This window comes from Diaphorobacter ruginosibacter (assembly GCF_040396215.1).
GTDB lineage: Bacteria > Pseudomonadota > Gammaproteobacteria > Burkholderiales > Burkholderiaceae_C > Diaphorobacter_A > Diaphorobacter_A ruginosibacter_A.
On record NZ_JBEBOW010000002.1, the window covers coordinates 17,937 to 33,664 of the forward strand.

General features: G+C 64.8%; 13 protein-coding genes. 5 read left to right on the plus strand and 8 right to left on the minus strand.

What is annotated here, in order from left to right; translation table 11 throughout:
- Nucleotides 1–130: 130 nt before the first annotated feature.
- Nucleotides 131–436 (minus strand): hypothetical protein, encoded by a 306-nt coding sequence (locus tag ABWP92_RS00570; RefSeq protein WP_353233392.1) that lies wholly within the window; start codon nt 434–436, stop codon nt 131–133.
- Between the two features lie 59 nt (nt 437–495).
- Nucleotides 496–1,725, minus strand: a complete 1,230-nt coding sequence (locus tag ABWP92_RS00575) for an ammonium transporter (RefSeq protein ID WP_353233393.1) — start codon at nt 1,723–1,725, stop codon at nt 496–498.
- A gap of 485 nt (nt 1,726–2,210) precedes the next feature.
- Between ABWP92_RS00575 and ABWP92_RS00580 the strand changes: the two genes are divergently transcribed.
- Entirely contained in the window at nt 2,211–2,969 is a 759-nt protein-coding gene (locus ABWP92_RS00580; protein ID WP_353233394.1) for a TSUP family transporter, read from the plus strand.
- 33 nt (nt 2,970–3,002) lie between these two features.
- Here the strand turns inward: ABWP92_RS00580 and mrdA are convergent, their stop codons facing one another.
- The 4 genes from mrdA to ABWP92_RS00600 form a co-directional block, all read right to left on the minus strand.
- Complete coding sequence (gene mrdA / locus ABWP92_RS00585; protein WP_353233395.1) at nt 3,003–4,958, minus strand: penicillin-binding protein 2; 1,956 nt, start codon at nt 4,956–4,958, stop codon at nt 3,003–3,005.
- Between the two features lie 42 nt (nt 4,959–5,000).
- Complete coding sequence (mreD, locus tag ABWP92_RS00590; RefSeq protein ID WP_353233457.1) at nt 5,001–5,519, minus strand: rod shape-determining protein MreD; 519 nt, start codon at nt 5,517–5,519, stop codon at nt 5,001–5,003.
- Between the two features lie 64 nt (nt 5,520–5,583).
- The gene (gene mreC, locus ABWP92_RS00595; RefSeq protein WP_353233396.1) at nt 5,584–6,555 is read right to left on the minus strand and encodes a rod shape-determining protein MreC; all 972 of its coding nucleotides are present in this window, start codon (nt 6,553–6,555) and stop codon (nt 5,584–5,586) included.
- A gap of 55 nt (nt 6,556–6,610) precedes the next feature.
- Nucleotides 6,611–7,654, minus strand: a complete 1,044-nt coding sequence (locus ABWP92_RS00600; RefSeq protein WP_353233397.1) for a rod shape-determining protein — start codon at nt 7,652–7,654, stop codon at nt 6,611–6,613.
- Between the two features lie 508 nt (nt 7,655–8,162).
- Here ABWP92_RS00600 and gatC point away from each other — a divergent pair.
- The 4 genes from gatC (at nt 8,163) to ABWP92_RS00620 (ending at nt 14,240) form a co-directional block, all read left to right on the plus strand.
- A complete protein-coding gene (gene gatC, locus ABWP92_RS00605) occupies nt 8,163–8,462 on the plus strand; it encodes an Asp-tRNA(Asn)/Glu-tRNA(Gln) amidotransferase subunit GatC (RefSeq protein ID WP_353233398.1) in 300 nt (99 codons plus the stop codon).
- Nucleotides 8,463–8,591: 129 nt separating this feature from the next.
- Entirely contained in the window at nt 8,592–10,070 is a 1,479-nt protein-coding gene (gene gatA, locus ABWP92_RS00610) for an Asp-tRNA(Asn)/Glu-tRNA(Gln) amidotransferase subunit GatA (RefSeq protein WP_353233399.1), read from the plus strand.
- 23 nt (nt 10,071–10,093) lie between these two features.
- On the plus strand, nt 10,094–11,548 hold the full coding sequence (gene gatB / locus ABWP92_RS00615) for an Asp-tRNA(Asn)/Glu-tRNA(Gln) amidotransferase subunit GatB (protein ID WP_353233400.1): 1,455 nt from the start codon (nt 10,094–10,096) through the stop codon (nt 11,546–11,548).
- Nucleotides 11,549–12,110: 562 nt separating this feature from the next.
- Nucleotides 12,111–14,240: a putative bifunctional diguanylate cyclase/phosphodiesterase gene (locus tag ABWP92_RS00620; RefSeq protein WP_353233401.1), complete on the plus strand. Its 2,130-nt coding sequence runs from the start codon at nt 12,111–12,113 to the stop codon at nt 14,238–14,240.
- Between the two features lie 69 nt (nt 14,241–14,309).
- Here the strand turns inward: ABWP92_RS00620 and ABWP92_RS00625 are convergent, their stop codons facing one another.
- Both ABWP92_RS00625 and pyrE read right to left on the minus strand, forming a co-directional pair.
- Nucleotides 14,310–14,936: a DUF4124 domain-containing protein gene (locus ABWP92_RS00625; RefSeq protein WP_353233402.1), complete on the minus strand. Its 627-nt coding sequence runs from the start codon at nt 14,934–14,936 to the stop codon at nt 14,310–14,312.
- Nucleotides 14,937–15,024: 88 nt separating this feature from the next.
- Nucleotides 15,025–15,726 (minus strand): orotate phosphoribosyltransferase, encoded by a 702-nt coding sequence (gene pyrE / locus ABWP92_RS00630; RefSeq protein WP_353233458.1) that lies wholly within the window; start codon nt 15,724–15,726, stop codon nt 15,025–15,027.
- Nucleotides 15,727–15,728 lie beyond the last annotated feature (2 nt).

The window sequence follows — 15,728 nt, forward strand, 5'->3', positions numbered from 1 at the left end:
TGTATCAGCCGGAAATTTCCGCATCCAGCCGATCTCGACCGAACAAGACGACAAACGATACGGAGTTTGCGTTGGATTGAACGCTTGCGCTTTGGGAGGCGCTGCCGGGCGCGGAATTCGCAAACAAGTGTCAACGCAACGTGCCGATGTACTTCCGCGAATCAAGCCGCTGCCTGAGCATGTCGCCCGCGCGCTGAACCAGCGGGACGCGCTGTGGCGCGTCGGTCTCCTCCAGCCAGGCGTTCTCCAGGCGCGAGGCCCACTCCAGCAACTCGGGCGTGGCGTGGTTCTCCGCATGCTGACGCGCGAGAGTGATGATGGCCAACGCGTATTCGGCGTTGGCGGCCATCCACTCGGTATCCGTCACGCGCCCGGTGTTCCTGCGCAGCAGGACATGCAAATGCGCGGCAATGGCCAGGCGATTGTTTTCGGTCATGTCATATCTCCAGGCTGATTGAACAGGACAGGAACTGGCAAGCTGGCCGCATGGTGCTCTCAGGAGCCGACACGCTCGCTGTGCAGCGCGAGATCGAGCCCGAGACGCTCGGCCTCCTCGTCCACTCGCAGGCCGATCAGGCTGTCCACCAGCCAGAACAGCACCGCCGTCGCCACCAGCGTGAAGGCGCCCACGGCCAGCACGCCGACAGCCTGCGTGACCACGCTGCCCTGGACACCGGCAATGTCGGCGTCGGCGAACAAGCCCGTCAGCAGCGAACCCACAATGCCGCCCACGCCGTGCACGCCGAACACATCCAGCGAATCGTCAGCGCCCAGCATGCGCTTGAGGCTGGTGGCACCCCAGTAGCACGCCACACCAGCCACCCCGCCGATGATGAGCGCCGAGCGTGGCGTGACGAATCCCGCCGCCGGGGTGATGGCCACCAGCCCGGCGACCAGCCCCGAGCACAATCCCAGCAGCGAGGTCTTGCCGCGCACCAGGTACTCGGCCGCCATCCATCCCAACGCGCCCGCGCTGGCGGCGATGTGGGTGACGGAGAGCGCCAGCGCGGCGCGACTGTCGGCGGCCAACGAAGAACCGGCGTTGAAGCCGAACCAGCCGATCCACAAAAGAGACGCCCCCATCATGGTGAAGCCCAGGTTGCAGGGCTCGAACGCCTCGCGGCCATAGCCGCGGCGCGCGCCGAGCATCCACGCACAGACCAGTCCCGCAATGCCCGCATTCACGTGGACCACCGTGCCGCCCGCGAAATCAAGCGCTCCCATGCGGGCCAGCCACCCGCCCGGCTCCCAGACCCAATGCGCGATCGGCGCATAGACGAGCAGGCTCCACAGCCCCACGAACACCAGCATCGCCCCGAAGCGCATGCGCTCCACCCAGGCGCCCACCAGAATGGCCGCCGTGATCACGGCAAAAGCCAGCTGGAACGTGGCGAAGGCCGCTTCCGGCAAATGGGGGGCAAGATGGCTGACCGCCACTTTCTGGTGCATGGCGCTGAAGTCCAGCCCGGCGAACCAGGCACGCGAGCCGGAACCGATCCAGCCCCCGCCCGGGGTGAACGCCAGCGAATACCCCAGCGCAAACCACAGAATGCTCACCAGGGCGGCAATCGCCACCACGCCGGCCATCGTGTTGAGCACGTTCTTGCGGCGCACCATTCCTGCGTAGAACAGCGCGATCCCGGGAAGCGTCATGAGGAGCACCAGAATAGTGGCGGTCATCACCCAGGCCGTATCGACCGCACTGACTTCACTCAATGGCGCCATCGCGGGAGCGTTGAGAGGAGCTGCCGGCAGCTCACATGGAAAAATACCCAGAACGCAAGCCCCAAAACTCCACAAAACCCGGCTTTTGCCGCCATGCTTCTTGTGCTTCGTCATAACTCACCGTGTATCAATGATTACGATATGTAATCAAGATCGCACAAGTCATGCCAAGACTTGTCACTCGGGCGCTTCCGTGAATGGAGTGGCGTCGGGACGGACGCGCTCCAAAATAGGGTGGGGAAATCACCAATGCACTATCAATGTGCAACGATTACAGTTACCTTACTCGAAAGCGCGCCTCGGCACGCAGCGAGGGGACCGAGGAGACGCGACAATTCAAAGAACACTATTCAAATTATTCGGAGCATCCCCATAAGATGCCAATTCACCAAGACGCCGCATAGCCGGCGTCTTTTTTTTGGGGCCTGTTGCGGAATTCCGCAATAGGCCATGTTCCGCAGCCGGGCGGTGAGACAATCCTCCCAATGGAATGGATCATCGTCTCGCTGGCCTCGATGCTGGCCGGTTTCGTGGACGCTATCGTGGGCGGCGGCGGACTGATTCTCGTGCCCGCGCTGTTCGCCACCTTTCCCGCCGCGCCGCCCGCGACCTTGCTGGGCACCAACAAAAGCGGCTCCGTCTGGGGCACGGCCATTGCCACATTGCAATACAGCCGCAAGGTGCGCATCCGCTGGCACGCCATGTGGCCGGCCGCCGTGGCGGCCCTGGTGGGCTCGTTTCTGGGCGCATGGGCTGTCACGTTGATTTCCGGTGAATTCCTGCGCAAGCTGCTGCCCTTCATCCTGATCTGCCTGCTGCTGTACACGCTGGCGAAGAAGGAGCTTGGCAAAAACCACGCGCCGCGCTTCGAAGGCCGCCGCGAAGTGGCGATCGCCTGCGCCATCGGCCTGACGGTGGGCGCCTACGATGGTTTTTTCGGCCCTGGAACCGGCAGCTTCTTCATTTTCCTGTTCGTTCGCCTTCTCGGCTACGACTTCCTGAACGCCTCGGCGTCGGCCAAGCTGATGAATCTGGCGAGCAATGCGTCGGCGCTGGTGCTGTTCGGCCTCAAGGGACATATCTGGTGGCACTACGCCGTTGCGCTGGCGGTCTCCAACGTCATCGGAAGCCTGGCGGGAACCCATCTCGCGCTCAAGCATGGCGCGGGTTTCGTGCGCGGCATCTTCATTCTCGTGGTGAGCGCGCTGATCCTGAAGACCGGCTACGACGCTTTCCTGCGCTGACCCGGGCATATCGCCCCTGCCGTCAGTGCGGCATCAGGGGATTGGCGGCTCGTTGGAGGCAACCGGGATGTCTTCCGCCCGGCGCGGCGTGCCGATCGGCGCGGTGGCCTGGCCCTTGGACACCGCGGCCAGATCCGCCTCGCTCGGGTACTGGCCCATCAGCCAGTAGTCGAACACCCGCCGCACGATGGGGCCCGCCGCCGCCGCGCCGAAGCCCGCGTTCTCCACGATCACGGCGACGGCGATGCGTGGCTCCTCCAGCGGCGCGAAGGCTGCGAACAGCGAATGGTCGCGCTTGTGCTCGTCCATCAGCTTGGCGTTGTATTTCACGTTCTGCCCCAGGCTCACCGCCTGCGCCGTGCCTGTCTTGCCGCCGGAGGTGTATTGCGCGCTGGCAAACAGGCGCGCGCCGGTTCCGACCTTGTTCACCAGGCCCAGCGATTTGTGGATGATGTCGATGTTCTTCGGATCGTAGCCAAGCGGTGTGCCGGGCTGCTGCTGGATATCGGAGACCTTGCCGGTCACCGCATCCTTGGTGGCCTTGGCGATGTGCGGCGTGAAGCGCGTGCCGCCGTTGGCGAGCGTGGCCTCGGCCGCCGCGAGCTGCAGGATGGTGAAGTTGTTGTAGCCCTGGCCGATGCCCAGCGAAACCGTCTCGCCCGAATACCAGCGCTTCATCTCGGGGCGCTTGTAGGTGTTGCGCTTCCACTCCGTGCTGGGCAGCGTGCCGCGCACCTCGCCATTGAGGTCAATGCCGGTGATCTGCCCGAAGCCCAGCGGCTTCATGAAGTCGTGGATCATGTCCACGCCCATGTCCACGGCAAGCGAATAGAAATAGGTATTGCTCGAGTACTGGATCGCGCGGTACATGTCCACGCCGCCCAGGCCGCCCTCGTGGCTGCGGAAGGTACGCCCGCCGTAGTTGAAATAGCCGGGGTCGCTGTAGACCTGCGTGGGCGAGCGCTTGTGCAACTGCAGCGCCGCCAGGCCCATGAAGGGCTTGTAGGTCGAGCCCGGCGGGTAGGTGCCGCGCAGCGCGCGGTTGAGCAGCGGTTTGTTGATGGACTCGTTGAGCGCCTGCCAGTTCTCCTGGTCGATGCCTTCCACGAAAAGGTTGGGGTCGAACGTGGGCTTGCTCACCAGGGCCAGGATTTCGCCATTGCGCGGATCCATCGCCACCAGCGCGCCACGGCGGTCGCCGAACATGTCCTCCACCAGCTTCTGCAGCTTGATGTCCACCGAGAGCATCACCGTGTCGCCCGGTGTCGCCGCGAAGCTGGCCAGGCGGCGCACCGCGTGGCCGCCCGCCGATGTCTCGAGCCGCTCCACGCCGGTGTGGCCATGCAGCGTGGACTCGTAGGACGACTCCACGCCGAGCTTGCCGATGTAGTCGGTGCCCCGATAGTTGGCCGAATCATCCGAGTCCTCGATGCGCTCCTTCTCGCGCTGGTTGATGCGGCCGATGTAGCCGATCAGGTGGCTTCCCGTCTCGCCGAGCGGATAGCTGCGGAACAGGCGCGCCTTGATGTCCACTCCCGGGAAACGGTAGCGCTGCGCCGCGAAGCGCGCCACTTCCTCGTCGGTCAGGCGCGTGCGGATCGGAATCGATTCGAAGCTCTTGGAGTCGTCCATGAGCCGGCGGAACTTGCGCCGGTCGCGCGAGCTGATGTCGACGATCTTCGACAGATCCTCGATGGTGTCATCCAGGTTGGAGACCTTCGAGCGCGTGATCTCCAGCGTATAGGCTGAATAGTTGGATGCGAGCACGACACCGTTGCGGTCCAGGATCAGGCCGCGATTGGGAACGATGGGCACGACGGCCGTGCGATTGCTCTCGGCCTGTTCGGCCAGATCCTCGTGGCGCACCACCTGCAGCACGAGCAGCCGCGCGACGATGAGCAGGAATGCCAGCAGGACCAGGAACCCGACGACGATCACCCGCAGACGAAAGCGGGAGACGTCGGCCTCTACGTTTCGCAATTCAGTCATGATGGGCGCATTCCATGGGTGGCCGGGCGGGAGGCAGACGCATCAAAGCGGACGATTTTCGTCCGGATCGGGCGGACGCCGCTGCGGCGCAAGCAGGATCCACGTGGCGAATGGCCACAGCACCGCTTCGAGCGCAGGGGCGATCAGACCCTCGATGCCAGGCAAAGTTCCTCCCGAAATCAGGCGCACCACCAGCTCGACCGCATGCGCGCCCAGGAACAGCGGCACCATCTGCAGCGCCTGCAGCCACACGTTGAACCACAGCATGCGGCGGCTGGACATCTGGGCCGCATACATCAGCAGGCAGTACACCAGCGCGTGCTGGCCGAGCAGCGCCGACTGGCTCACGTCCATGCACAGCCCCAGGATGAAGGCCACGCTCATGCCGACCCGCTGCGGCTGGTGAATTCCCCAGAATGCCAGCAGCACCATCAGCCAGTCGGGCGTCCAGACCACGCGGCCGAGCGGCAGCAGATTGACCGCGAGCCCCACGAGAAAGCTCACCACGATGAACAGCGGGCTGACGGGAAGCAGCAGTTGCTGGCCCTTGGGCATCATGATGCGAAGCCCTCCCGAGCGGATGCGCGGCGCAGGGCGCGCGAAGTCATCGTCCTCATCGTCCGCATCACGGCCTGCTCCCTTTCGAGGCCCGGCCGGGCAGATCCCTGGCCGCCTGCGGCTTGTCGGCCTTGCCGGACTTGGGCGCCGGCACTTCCGCCTCGACTTCCGTTCGCACGCCGTCCGTCAGCGGTTTGAGAACGGAGACATATTGCGCGCCGCTCATCTGCGCCAGCGGCTGGCAATAGATGCGCGAGAACGAGGAATCGGCACGCTTTTCCACCTTGGTGACGCGGGCCACGGGCAGCCCCGGCTGGTAGACGCCGTCCATGCCGCTGGTGCTGAGCATGTCGCCCTCCTGCACATCGGCATTGCTGGGCATGAAGCGCAGCTCCATGCCGCCGCCATGGCTCATCACCGGGTCGCCATAGGCCACGCCGCGCGCGCCTGTGCGCATGTTGCGCACGGGAATCGCCTGGTCGCGGTCTATCAGCAGCGTCACCTCGCTGGAGAGCGGAAAAACGCGCGTGACCTGCCCAAGCACGCCCGAGGCGTCGATGACCGGGGAGCCGGGCACCACGCCCGCCACCTGCCCCCGGTCGATGACGACGCGGCGGGTGTAGGGATCGGCCGCGTCGTACACCACCTGCGCGGCCATGCCCTCGGCCTGGACGCGCTCGCGCAGCTCCAGCAACTGGCGCAGCTGGGTGTTTTCCTGCAAAAGCAGCTCCACCTGATTGGCCTGCTGCGACATCGCCGCCATCCGGCTCTGGGCTTCGTCGCGGCCCCGCTGCGCATCCTCGAGGGACTGGTAATAGCCCGCGCCATATTGAGCGAACTCCACCGGCTTGAGCATGACCCACTGGATGGGCATGAGCACCGTGCCGATCGCATTGCGGATGGGTTCGGTGACGTGGAACCGGGCGTCCGCCACCATCAAAAACAGCGCCAAGGCGCTGTAGAAAGTCAGGCGTGCGAGCGGAGAAGGGCCGTGCTTGAAGAGTGACGGTGCCTTGCGGTCGAGCGTGCCTAGTGGCATGGCCCGCTCCGTCGGATTGCACTGCCCGCGTCCACCACGCTCACCGCTCTTTCGGTCACTCGTTGGTGAAGATGCCGCCGTGGCGATCCATGCGCTCCAGCGCAATGCCGCAGCCGCGCACCACGCAGGTCAATGGCTCTTCGGCGACCAGCACCGGCAAGCCGGTTTCCTCGGCCAGCAGGCGATCGAGGTCGCGCAGCAGCGCGCCGCCGCCGGTCAGCATCATGCCGCGCTCGGCGATGTCCGCGCCCAGCTCGGGCGGCGTCTGCTCCAGCGCGTTCTTGACAGCCGAGACGATCTGGTTGAGCGGCTCGGTGAGCGCCTCCAGCACCTCATTGCTGGAGATGGTGAAGCTGCGCGGCACGCCCTCGGACAGGTTGCGGCCCTTGACCTCCATCTCGCGGACTTCGGAGCCGGGGAACGCGGAGCCGATGTTCTTCTTGATCGATTCGGCGGTAGGCTCGCCGATCAGCATGCCGTAATTGCGGCGGATGTAGTTGATGATGGCTTCGTCGAACTTGTCGCCGCCCACACGCACGGAGCCCTTGTAGACCATGCCGCCCAGCGAGATCACGCCCACTTCGGTGGTGCCGCCGCCAATGTCCACCACCATCGAGCCCGACGCCTCGGACACCGGCAGGCCGGCGCCGATGCCCGCGGCCATGGGCTCCTCGATCAGGTCGACACTGGTCGCGCCCGCCGCTTCGGCGGCGTCGCGGATGGCGCGGCGCTCCACCTGGGTGGAGCCGCAAGGCACGCAGATGATGATGCGCGGGCTGGGCGTGAGCACCGAGCGCGGATGAACCATCTTGATGAACTGCTTGATCATGTTCTCGGTGATCACGAAGTCCGCGATCACGCCGTCCTTCATCGGACGGATGGCCTCGATGTTGCCGGGAACCTTGCCGAGCATGGCCTTGGCTTCATGGCCGACGGCCTGAATCACCTTCTTGCCGTGCGGGCCGCCCTCGTGACGGATGGCGACAACGGAGGGTTCGTCGAGAACAATGCCCTTGTCACGGGCGAAGATCAGGGTGTTGGCAGTGCCCAGATCAATGGCGAGGTCGGTGGAGAAGTACCGACGGAAAGCTCCGAACATTCAAGAATCCTCTCAGGCACGGCAGGCAACATCGGCGTGCCGTCGCCAGGAAATACGGGGAAATTTTGGCCTTTTTCGCACAATGACCAACTGTGCGGAGGGTATTGCGATAAAGCGGGAATAATACCGCAACACCTGTGAATAACTTCCCTCTAAATTGCTCATGATTGGGCTTTACACACAGTTTCCTTGCCGATGGGAAGCCCGGGAACCGTCATCAATTGCTTCCTTCCCGACGGATGACGGCGTCCGCACCAAAACGGGGATCGATGAAAAACAGCCGGACGATGCCCCGCGCGCGCCTCAGGCCGTTCCCGATCCCCTGCGGGGCGCCGGTATTTTCAGCCTTTGACCGGGCACGGATCGCGGCCTTGCGCCCCCACGCGGCGGGCGCGGCGCGCAAAGGCGGGATAATAGGCAGCTTCCCCTTCGCCCATCCCACGGCCGCACGCATCCACCGCGCCGCCCGCATGTGGATGGCAGGGTCGACTTCCCGCAAAAGACTTCTATGGCACTGACACAAGACGACATTGCCCGCATTGCCAATCTGGCACGGCTGGAACTCAATCCCGACGAGAGTGAGCGCATGCTCTCGGGTCTCAACCAGTTCTTCGAGGTGGTCGAGCAGATGCGCGCCGTCGATACGTCCGGCGTATCGCCCCTGTCCCACCCCGTGGCCGCGGTCAGGGACATCGAACTGCGCCTGCGAGAGGACGTCGTGAGCGAGTCCGATCAACGCGAGGCCAACCAGAAGAGCGCGCCGGCGGTGGAAAAGGGCATGTTCCTCGTTCCCAAGGTGATCGAGTAATACGGCGCCTGCATCCCGGCCCGAAGGGAGCCAGAGTCGGAAAAATCCGATTTCCGCGAAACCGCTGCGGGGCGTGGCGCCACGTGAGCATGGCGATCGAGCCGAACGCACAACGAATACGAGAACGCAATGAGCACTTCTTCCCATGAATTGCATGATCTGAGCCTTGCCCAACTGGCCGCCAGGCTCAGGGCACGCGAGGTTTCCTCCGTCGAGACAGCGCAGCACTTTCTTGCCCGCGCCAAGGCCCACGGCGAACTGGGCGCATTCGTCCATATCAACGAAGAGGTGACGCTCGCGCAGGCCCGGGCCGCCGACGCGGCGATCGCCGCGGGCACCGACGCCCGGCTGGCGGGCGTGCCGATCGCGCACAAGGATCTGTTCGTCACCAGGGAGTTCCCGACCACCGCCGCGTCGAAGATGCTCGCCGGCTACCAGTCGCCCTTCGACGCGACCATGGTGACCCGGCTGGCCGAGGCCGGCTGCGTCACCCTGGGCAAGCTCAACATGGACGAGTTCGCCATGGGCTCGGCCAACGAGAACTCGGCCATCGGCAAGGTGCTCAACCCTTGGGACAGGACACGCGTTCCCGGCGGCTCCTCGGGCGGGTCGGCGGCGGCGATCGCGGCACGCCTGGCTCCGGGCGCGACCGGCACCGACACCGGCGGCTCGATCCGCCAGCCGGCATCGTTTTGCGGCATCACCGGCATCAAGCCGACCTACGGCCGCGCCAGCCGCTACGGCATGATCGCGTTTGCTTCCAGCCTCGACCAGGCCGGCCCGATGGCCCGCACCGCCGAGGACTGCGCGCTGATGCTCTCGGCCATGTGCGGCCCCGATGCGGACCGCGACTCCACCAGCCTGGACACACCCGCCGAAGACTTCACGCTCAAGCTCAATGACTCGCTGGACGGCCTGCGCATCGGCATCCCCAAGGAGTTCTTCGGCGACGGCCTGTCCGCCGACGTGCGCGCGGCCATCGACGGCGCGCTCAAGGAGTATGAAAAGCTCGGCGCCCGGCTCGTGCCCATCAGCCTGCCGCGCACCGAACTGTCGATCCCGGTGTACTACATCATCGCGCCCGCGGAAGCATCGTCCAACCTCTCGCGCTTCGACGGCGTGAAGTTCGGCCACCGCGCCAGGGACTACACCGACCTGGAGAGCATGTACAAGAAGACCCGCGCCGAGGGCTTCGGCGACGAGGTCAAGCGCCGCATCATCATCGGCACGTACGTGCTCAGCCACGGCTACTACGACGCCTACTACCTGCAGGCGCAAAAGATCCGCCGCATGATCGCCGACGACTTCCAGGCCGCCTTCAGGGAATGCGACATCATCGCCGGTCCCGCCGCTCCCACCGTCGCGTGGGCGCTGGGCGGCAAGAGCGACCCCCTGGCCAATTACCTGGCCGACATCTACACCCTGCCCGCCTCGCTCGCCGGCCTGCCCGGCATGAGCGTGCCCGCCGGCTTCGGCGAAGGCGGCATGCCCGTCGGCCTGCAGCTCATCGGCAACTACTTCGGCGAGGCGCGCCTGCTCAACGCGGCGCACCGCCTGCAGCAGGCAACCGATTTCCATCTGCGCCAGCCCACGGGCCTGGCCCGGTAACCGGCAGGAAGGACGACAGGAACATGACCGAAAAGACCATCAAGCTGATCAATGGCTACGAAGTGGTGATTGGCTTTGAAACCCACACCCAGCTCGCCACCCATTCCAAGATATTCAGCCGCGCCAGCACCGCCTTCGGCGCGGAGCCCAACACCCAGGCCTGCGCCGTGGACCTGGCGCTGCCCGGCACGTTGCCGGTGATGAACAGGAAGGCCGTCGAATGCGCGATCAAGCTGGGCCTGGCGCTTGGCTCGCACATCGCGCCCGTGAGCATCTTCGCGCGCAAGAACTATTTCTATCCCGATCTGCCCAAGGGCTACCAGATCAGCCAGTTTGAAATTCCCGTGGTGCAGGGCGGCTCGGTGAGCTTCTTCGTCGGCGAGGAGAAGAAGACCGTGCGCCTGGTGCGCGCGCACTTGGAGGAAGACGCCGGCAAATCCGTGCACGATGAGTTCATCGGCCAATCCGGCATCGACCTGAACCGCGCGGGCACGCCTCTGCTGGAGATCGTCACCGAGCCCGACATGGGCAGCACCGAGGAAGCGGTTGCGTACGCCAAGGAGCTGCACAAGATCGTCACCTGGATCGGCATCTGCGACGGCAACATGCAGGAAGGCTCGTTCCGCTGCGACGCCAACGTCTCCGTGCGCAAGCCCGGCCAGCCGCTGGGCACGCGCCGGGAGATCAAGAACCTGAACTCCTTCAGGAACATGCAGATCGCCATCGACTACGAAATCCGCTGGCAGATCGAGGAGCTCGAAGACGGCCGCGCCATTCAACAGGCGACGGTGCTGTTCAACCCCGACACCGGCGAGACCCGCGCCATGCGCACCAAGGAGGACAGCGCGGACTACCGCTACTTCCCCGACCCCGACCTGCCGCCGCTGCACGTGGCCGCCGAATGGGTGGAGCAGGTCAGATCCGGGATGCCGGAGCTGCCGCGCCAGCGCGCCGAGCGCTTCGTCGGGCAATACGGCCTGCCCGAATACGACGCCACTACGCTCACGCAAAGCCAGGCCATGGCCGACTACTTCGAAGCCGCCGCCCAGGCCTGTGGGCAACCCAAGCTGGCGTCCAACTGGGTGATGGGCGAAATCTCGCGTCGCCTGAACCTCGAAGAAATCGGCATGGAACAGGTGAAAGTGTCCGCCGCCCAATTGGGCGCGCTCATCCAGCGCATCCAGGACGGCACCATCAGCAACAACGCCGCCAGGCAGGTGTTCGAGGCGCTGTGGAGCGGCGAAGGCTCCGAAGTCGATGCCGTGATCGAGGCCAAGGGGCTCAAGCAGATGAACGACACGGGCGCGCTCGAGAAGATCATCGACGAGGTGATCGCCGCGAACCCCGCCAACGTGGAGCAGTACAAGGCCGGCAAGGACAAGGCGTTCAACGCGCTCGTCGGACAGGTCATGAAAGCATCCAAGGGCAAGGCAAACCCCGGACAGGTCAACGAACTGCTGAAGGCGAAACTGGCCTGATCCCTCTTTTTCTCTTTTTTCCACCAGGATCGGCTGCCCGGGCAGCGCGGCCAAATACAGAAGAAAACCATCCGTCTTCGGACCGATGGTTTTTTCTTTTCTTAGAACGTGTTTACGATCTCCTCGCGCCGCGACAGCGGCTTTGCGCGATGGGATGCAAGGCGCAATACCGCAGCAATAGCCGTGCTATTGCGAGGATTTGCAACGCCGCAGACCGCCCGCAAAGCCACTGTCCCGCAGGGTTGGTGTGCAATCGGGCGATTTGCAGCGCGCTGGCCCTTGCTTGCACCCCGGTGCAAGCGGCGGACCATCGCTTCGAACTCATCCCGATTGCACTCCAACGCGGCTGCGTAGAGATCGTAAACACGTTCTTACCGCTTCACGGCCGCAGTTCAGATGTTTTCTAAAAATTGCAATTTGAGATCAAGCGGTAAGAATGATTGAAAAATTCAATAGTAGAATTTAAAACGTTGCCAGAAATTCAACCCGGCGCGGGTACTGAAATACTCAGGTCACTTTCTCGTATGCAATCACATTCGTTGCCTGTAACAGAAAGACATGCATGAGTCAGCCTACACAGTTCAAGAAGGCTTCCAGGAACAGGGCGACATCAAAATCCATCCCCTACATCGCGGCGAGGGATGACCGCTGCGATTGCGAGCCGGCACACGCGACGCTGGACGCGCTGCAGCCCCTGGTCTGGATGGCGGATTCCGCCTGCGAGAGCGGCTGGGGGAATTCCGCATGGACGGACGTCACCGGCATCGACTCCACCGACTGGCTGCAGGCCATCCATCCCGACAGCGTGAACAGCATCCGGGAACTGTGGGAGGCCGCGCTCGCGCATGGCACCCACTTCCAGGAAGAGCTTCGCCTGCGCACGCGCAGCGGCGACTATCGCTGGTTCCTGGTCGCCGCGCTGTTTCGCAGGAGCGCGGACCAGGCCAACGGCCATTGGTACCTGACCGCCACCGACATCCACGAGCGGACGCTGGCGCGCCAGGAGCTCCATCTGAGCCTGAGCATGCGCGAGCAGATGCTGAATGCCACCGTTGATTGCATCCAGATTCTGCGGCCCGACGGCACGCTGGCGCACATGAATCTCGCGGGCTGCCGGGCGCTGGGCATCTCGCCGGATTCCGGGTTCGGCATGAAATGGGTCGAACTGTTCCCCCACGAAGCCCGACTTGCCGGCCAGCGCGCGCTGCGCCAGGCGCTGCAGGGCGGCACGGCCCGCTTTTCCTGCAGGAGCGAGTTTCCAGGCACGGCGCCGCAATACAGGGAGAACACGCTCTCGCCCATCATGGACGAGGACGGCCAGCCGATCTGCATTCTCTGCGTCTCGCGCGACGTCACACTCCAGCAGCAGGCCGAAGACCGCCTGCGCCGGGCCGGCGAGGTGGATGAACTCACCGGGCTGCCCAACCGGCGTGCATTCAACGAGCATCTGCGGCCCGCGCTCGGGCAAGCGCGCGACAACGGCAGCGCCGCGCTGCTGATGATCCTGAATCTCGATCACTTCAAGTACCTCAACGAGACGCTGGGGCACGCCGCCGGCGACCATCTGCTGCAGGTGCTGGCGCGGCGTATCCAGGGTTGCCTGCCCGAATCGGCCTACATCGCGCGCGTGGGGAGCGACGAATTCGCCATCGTCGTGCAGGACATCGAGGGCGACGAAGCCCTGCAGCGCACCGCCGCGCGCGTGATGGCGCAGCTCGACCCCCCCATCCATTACGCCGGGAAACGCATCAACGGCGGCATGAGCATGGGCTGCGCGCTCTACCCGCGCGATACGCGCGATCCGGTGGTCCTGATGCGCCAGGCCGACATCGCGCTCAACGACATGAAGGCCTGCGGACGTGGCGGCATGAGGGTCTATCGCGCGAACATGATGCGCCCGCTGGAGGAGGCCGCCGCGCAGCTCGAACACGCGCGCCGCATCGTCCGCGATGGCTCGGTGAAGCCGTACTATCAGCCCAAGATCCGCCTTCACGACCGCAAGCTCGTGGGCATGGAGGCGCTGCTGCGCTCGCAGAATCCCGAGCACGGCGGCCTGCAGATGCCGGCCATGGTGCAGGCCGCGTTTCGTGATTTCGACCTGTCCACCCGCATGGCGGAGGCGCTGCGCACGCGCATCTTCAGCGACATCGCGCAATGGCTTCGCGCGGGCCTGGAGGTCGTTCCCGTCTCGATCAACGCGTCGCCGGTGGAATTCATGCGCGACAACTATGCCGAGCTCCTGCTCGGGCAACTGGAGAAGGCCGCCGTCGCGCCGCACCTCATCGAGCTGGAGGTCACCGAACACACCCTGAATGAACGCTGCGCCGATTACGTCGTGCGCGCGCTCACCCTGCTGCGGCGCGAAGGCATTCACGTGGCGCTGGATGATTTCGGCACCGGCCACTCCTCGCTCACCCGGCTGCGGAACTTTCCCGTGGACTGCCTGAAGATCGATGCCGGATTCGTGAACAATTTCGGCACCGATCCCGCCGTCACGGCGGTCGTCAACGCCATCGGCCAGATCGGCTCGGCGCTATCGCTCGAACTGGTGGCCGAGGGCATCGAGACCGAGCAGCAGTGCCGGGCGCTGGAGGCGGCAGGCTTCAGCATCGGCCAGGGACATTTGTTCAGCGAAGCCGTCAGCGGCGACGCCATCGCCGCGCGCCTGCTGGAGTCGATGGCGCTGGCATAGGCCACCCGCCAGCCCGCACACGGCGGCCCGTGCATGGCGGCCCGCAACCGCCATTCATCCCTGCGCCAATCAATCCCTCGCGGCTGGCGCGGCCTGCTCCCCCGCCCTGGCCCACAGGGCCTTGAGCTGCGCCAGCTCGCCGTCGAAACGCTGGGAGACGCGGCGCTTTTCCTCTTGCTGGGCAGCGACGTAGCGGCGCTGTTCATCCAGCTCCCGCTCGTTGTCGGCGATGCGGCGCTGCAGCTTGACAGGGGCCTTCGCGGGATCGTTCTGGTAGAACTCCAGCTCGGTGTCGATGCTGGCGCGATCCGCGCGCAACTGGTCGATGCGCTTGTTCGCCATCAGGATCAGGTCATTGAGCGGCTCCATGGCCGCCTGGCGTTCCACGTTGTGCGCCGCCTCGTCCGGGTAGCGCGCAATGAGCGCGCGCTCACGGCGCTTTTGCTCCTGCACGCGCGCCTTCTGCTCGGCCTCCGCGCGGCGCTGCGCCTCCAGCTCCACGCGTTCGTTTTCCGAGAGCGTCGGCCCGATGCGGCGGCGCTCGGTGCCCGTGCGGTCCAGCACACGCTGCTCGCGGTCGATGCATTCGGCAATGGGGCGGTCGGCCGTCAGGCGCCGGCCATTTTTGTCAACACAGGTGTAGACGGTATTCTGCGCGGCAGCCATTTGCGCCGCGGCCCATAGCCCGAAGATCAAGAATCCTGGAAGAAAATGCCTTGCGACCGCTTTCAAGCCGTCCCCCTCGATGGGTTGGTTGTCATGGAGCGCGCGAGCGCATACCCCATCAATGGTCACCGACTCCGAAACGCTCACGGTAGGCCAGAACCCTTTCATGGTGGGCCTTCATGTCCTGATCGCCACCACTTGCCGCCAGATACTGCAATAAGTCTGCCAACTTTGCGATGGTGCATACCTGCATGCCGAGCTCACTGCGCACGTACTGCACGGCGCTGTGCTCCACGTCGCGTCCATTCTCGGTGGCCTTTTCCTGGCGGTCCAGCGCAATGGCGATGGCATGGGGCACGGCGCCCGCCGCCTTGATCAGCGCGATCGACTCGCGCGCCGCCGTCCCGGCCGACATCACGTCGTCGATGATCAGCACGCGCCCCTTGAGCGCAGCGCCCACCAGCGTGCCGCCCTCGCCGTGATCCTTGGCCTCCTTGCGGTTGTAGGCGAACGGCACATTGCGGCCGGCGCGCGCCAGTTCCACGGCCACCGTGGCGGCCAGCGGGATGCCCTTGTAGGCGGGGCCGAAGACCATGTCGAACTCGATACCGCTCGCCAGGATGGCTTTTGCATAGAATTCCGCGAGACGGCCCATCTTGGCGCCATCATCGAACAGCCCCGCATTGAAGAAATAGGGGCTCATCCGCCCGGCCTTGGTTTTGAATTCCCCAAAGCGCAAAACACCGGATTGCACTGCGAAACGCACGAAATCCAGCGCCAACCGGGACTGCTCTGCCGTCTTTTCGCTTTTGTCCATCATGA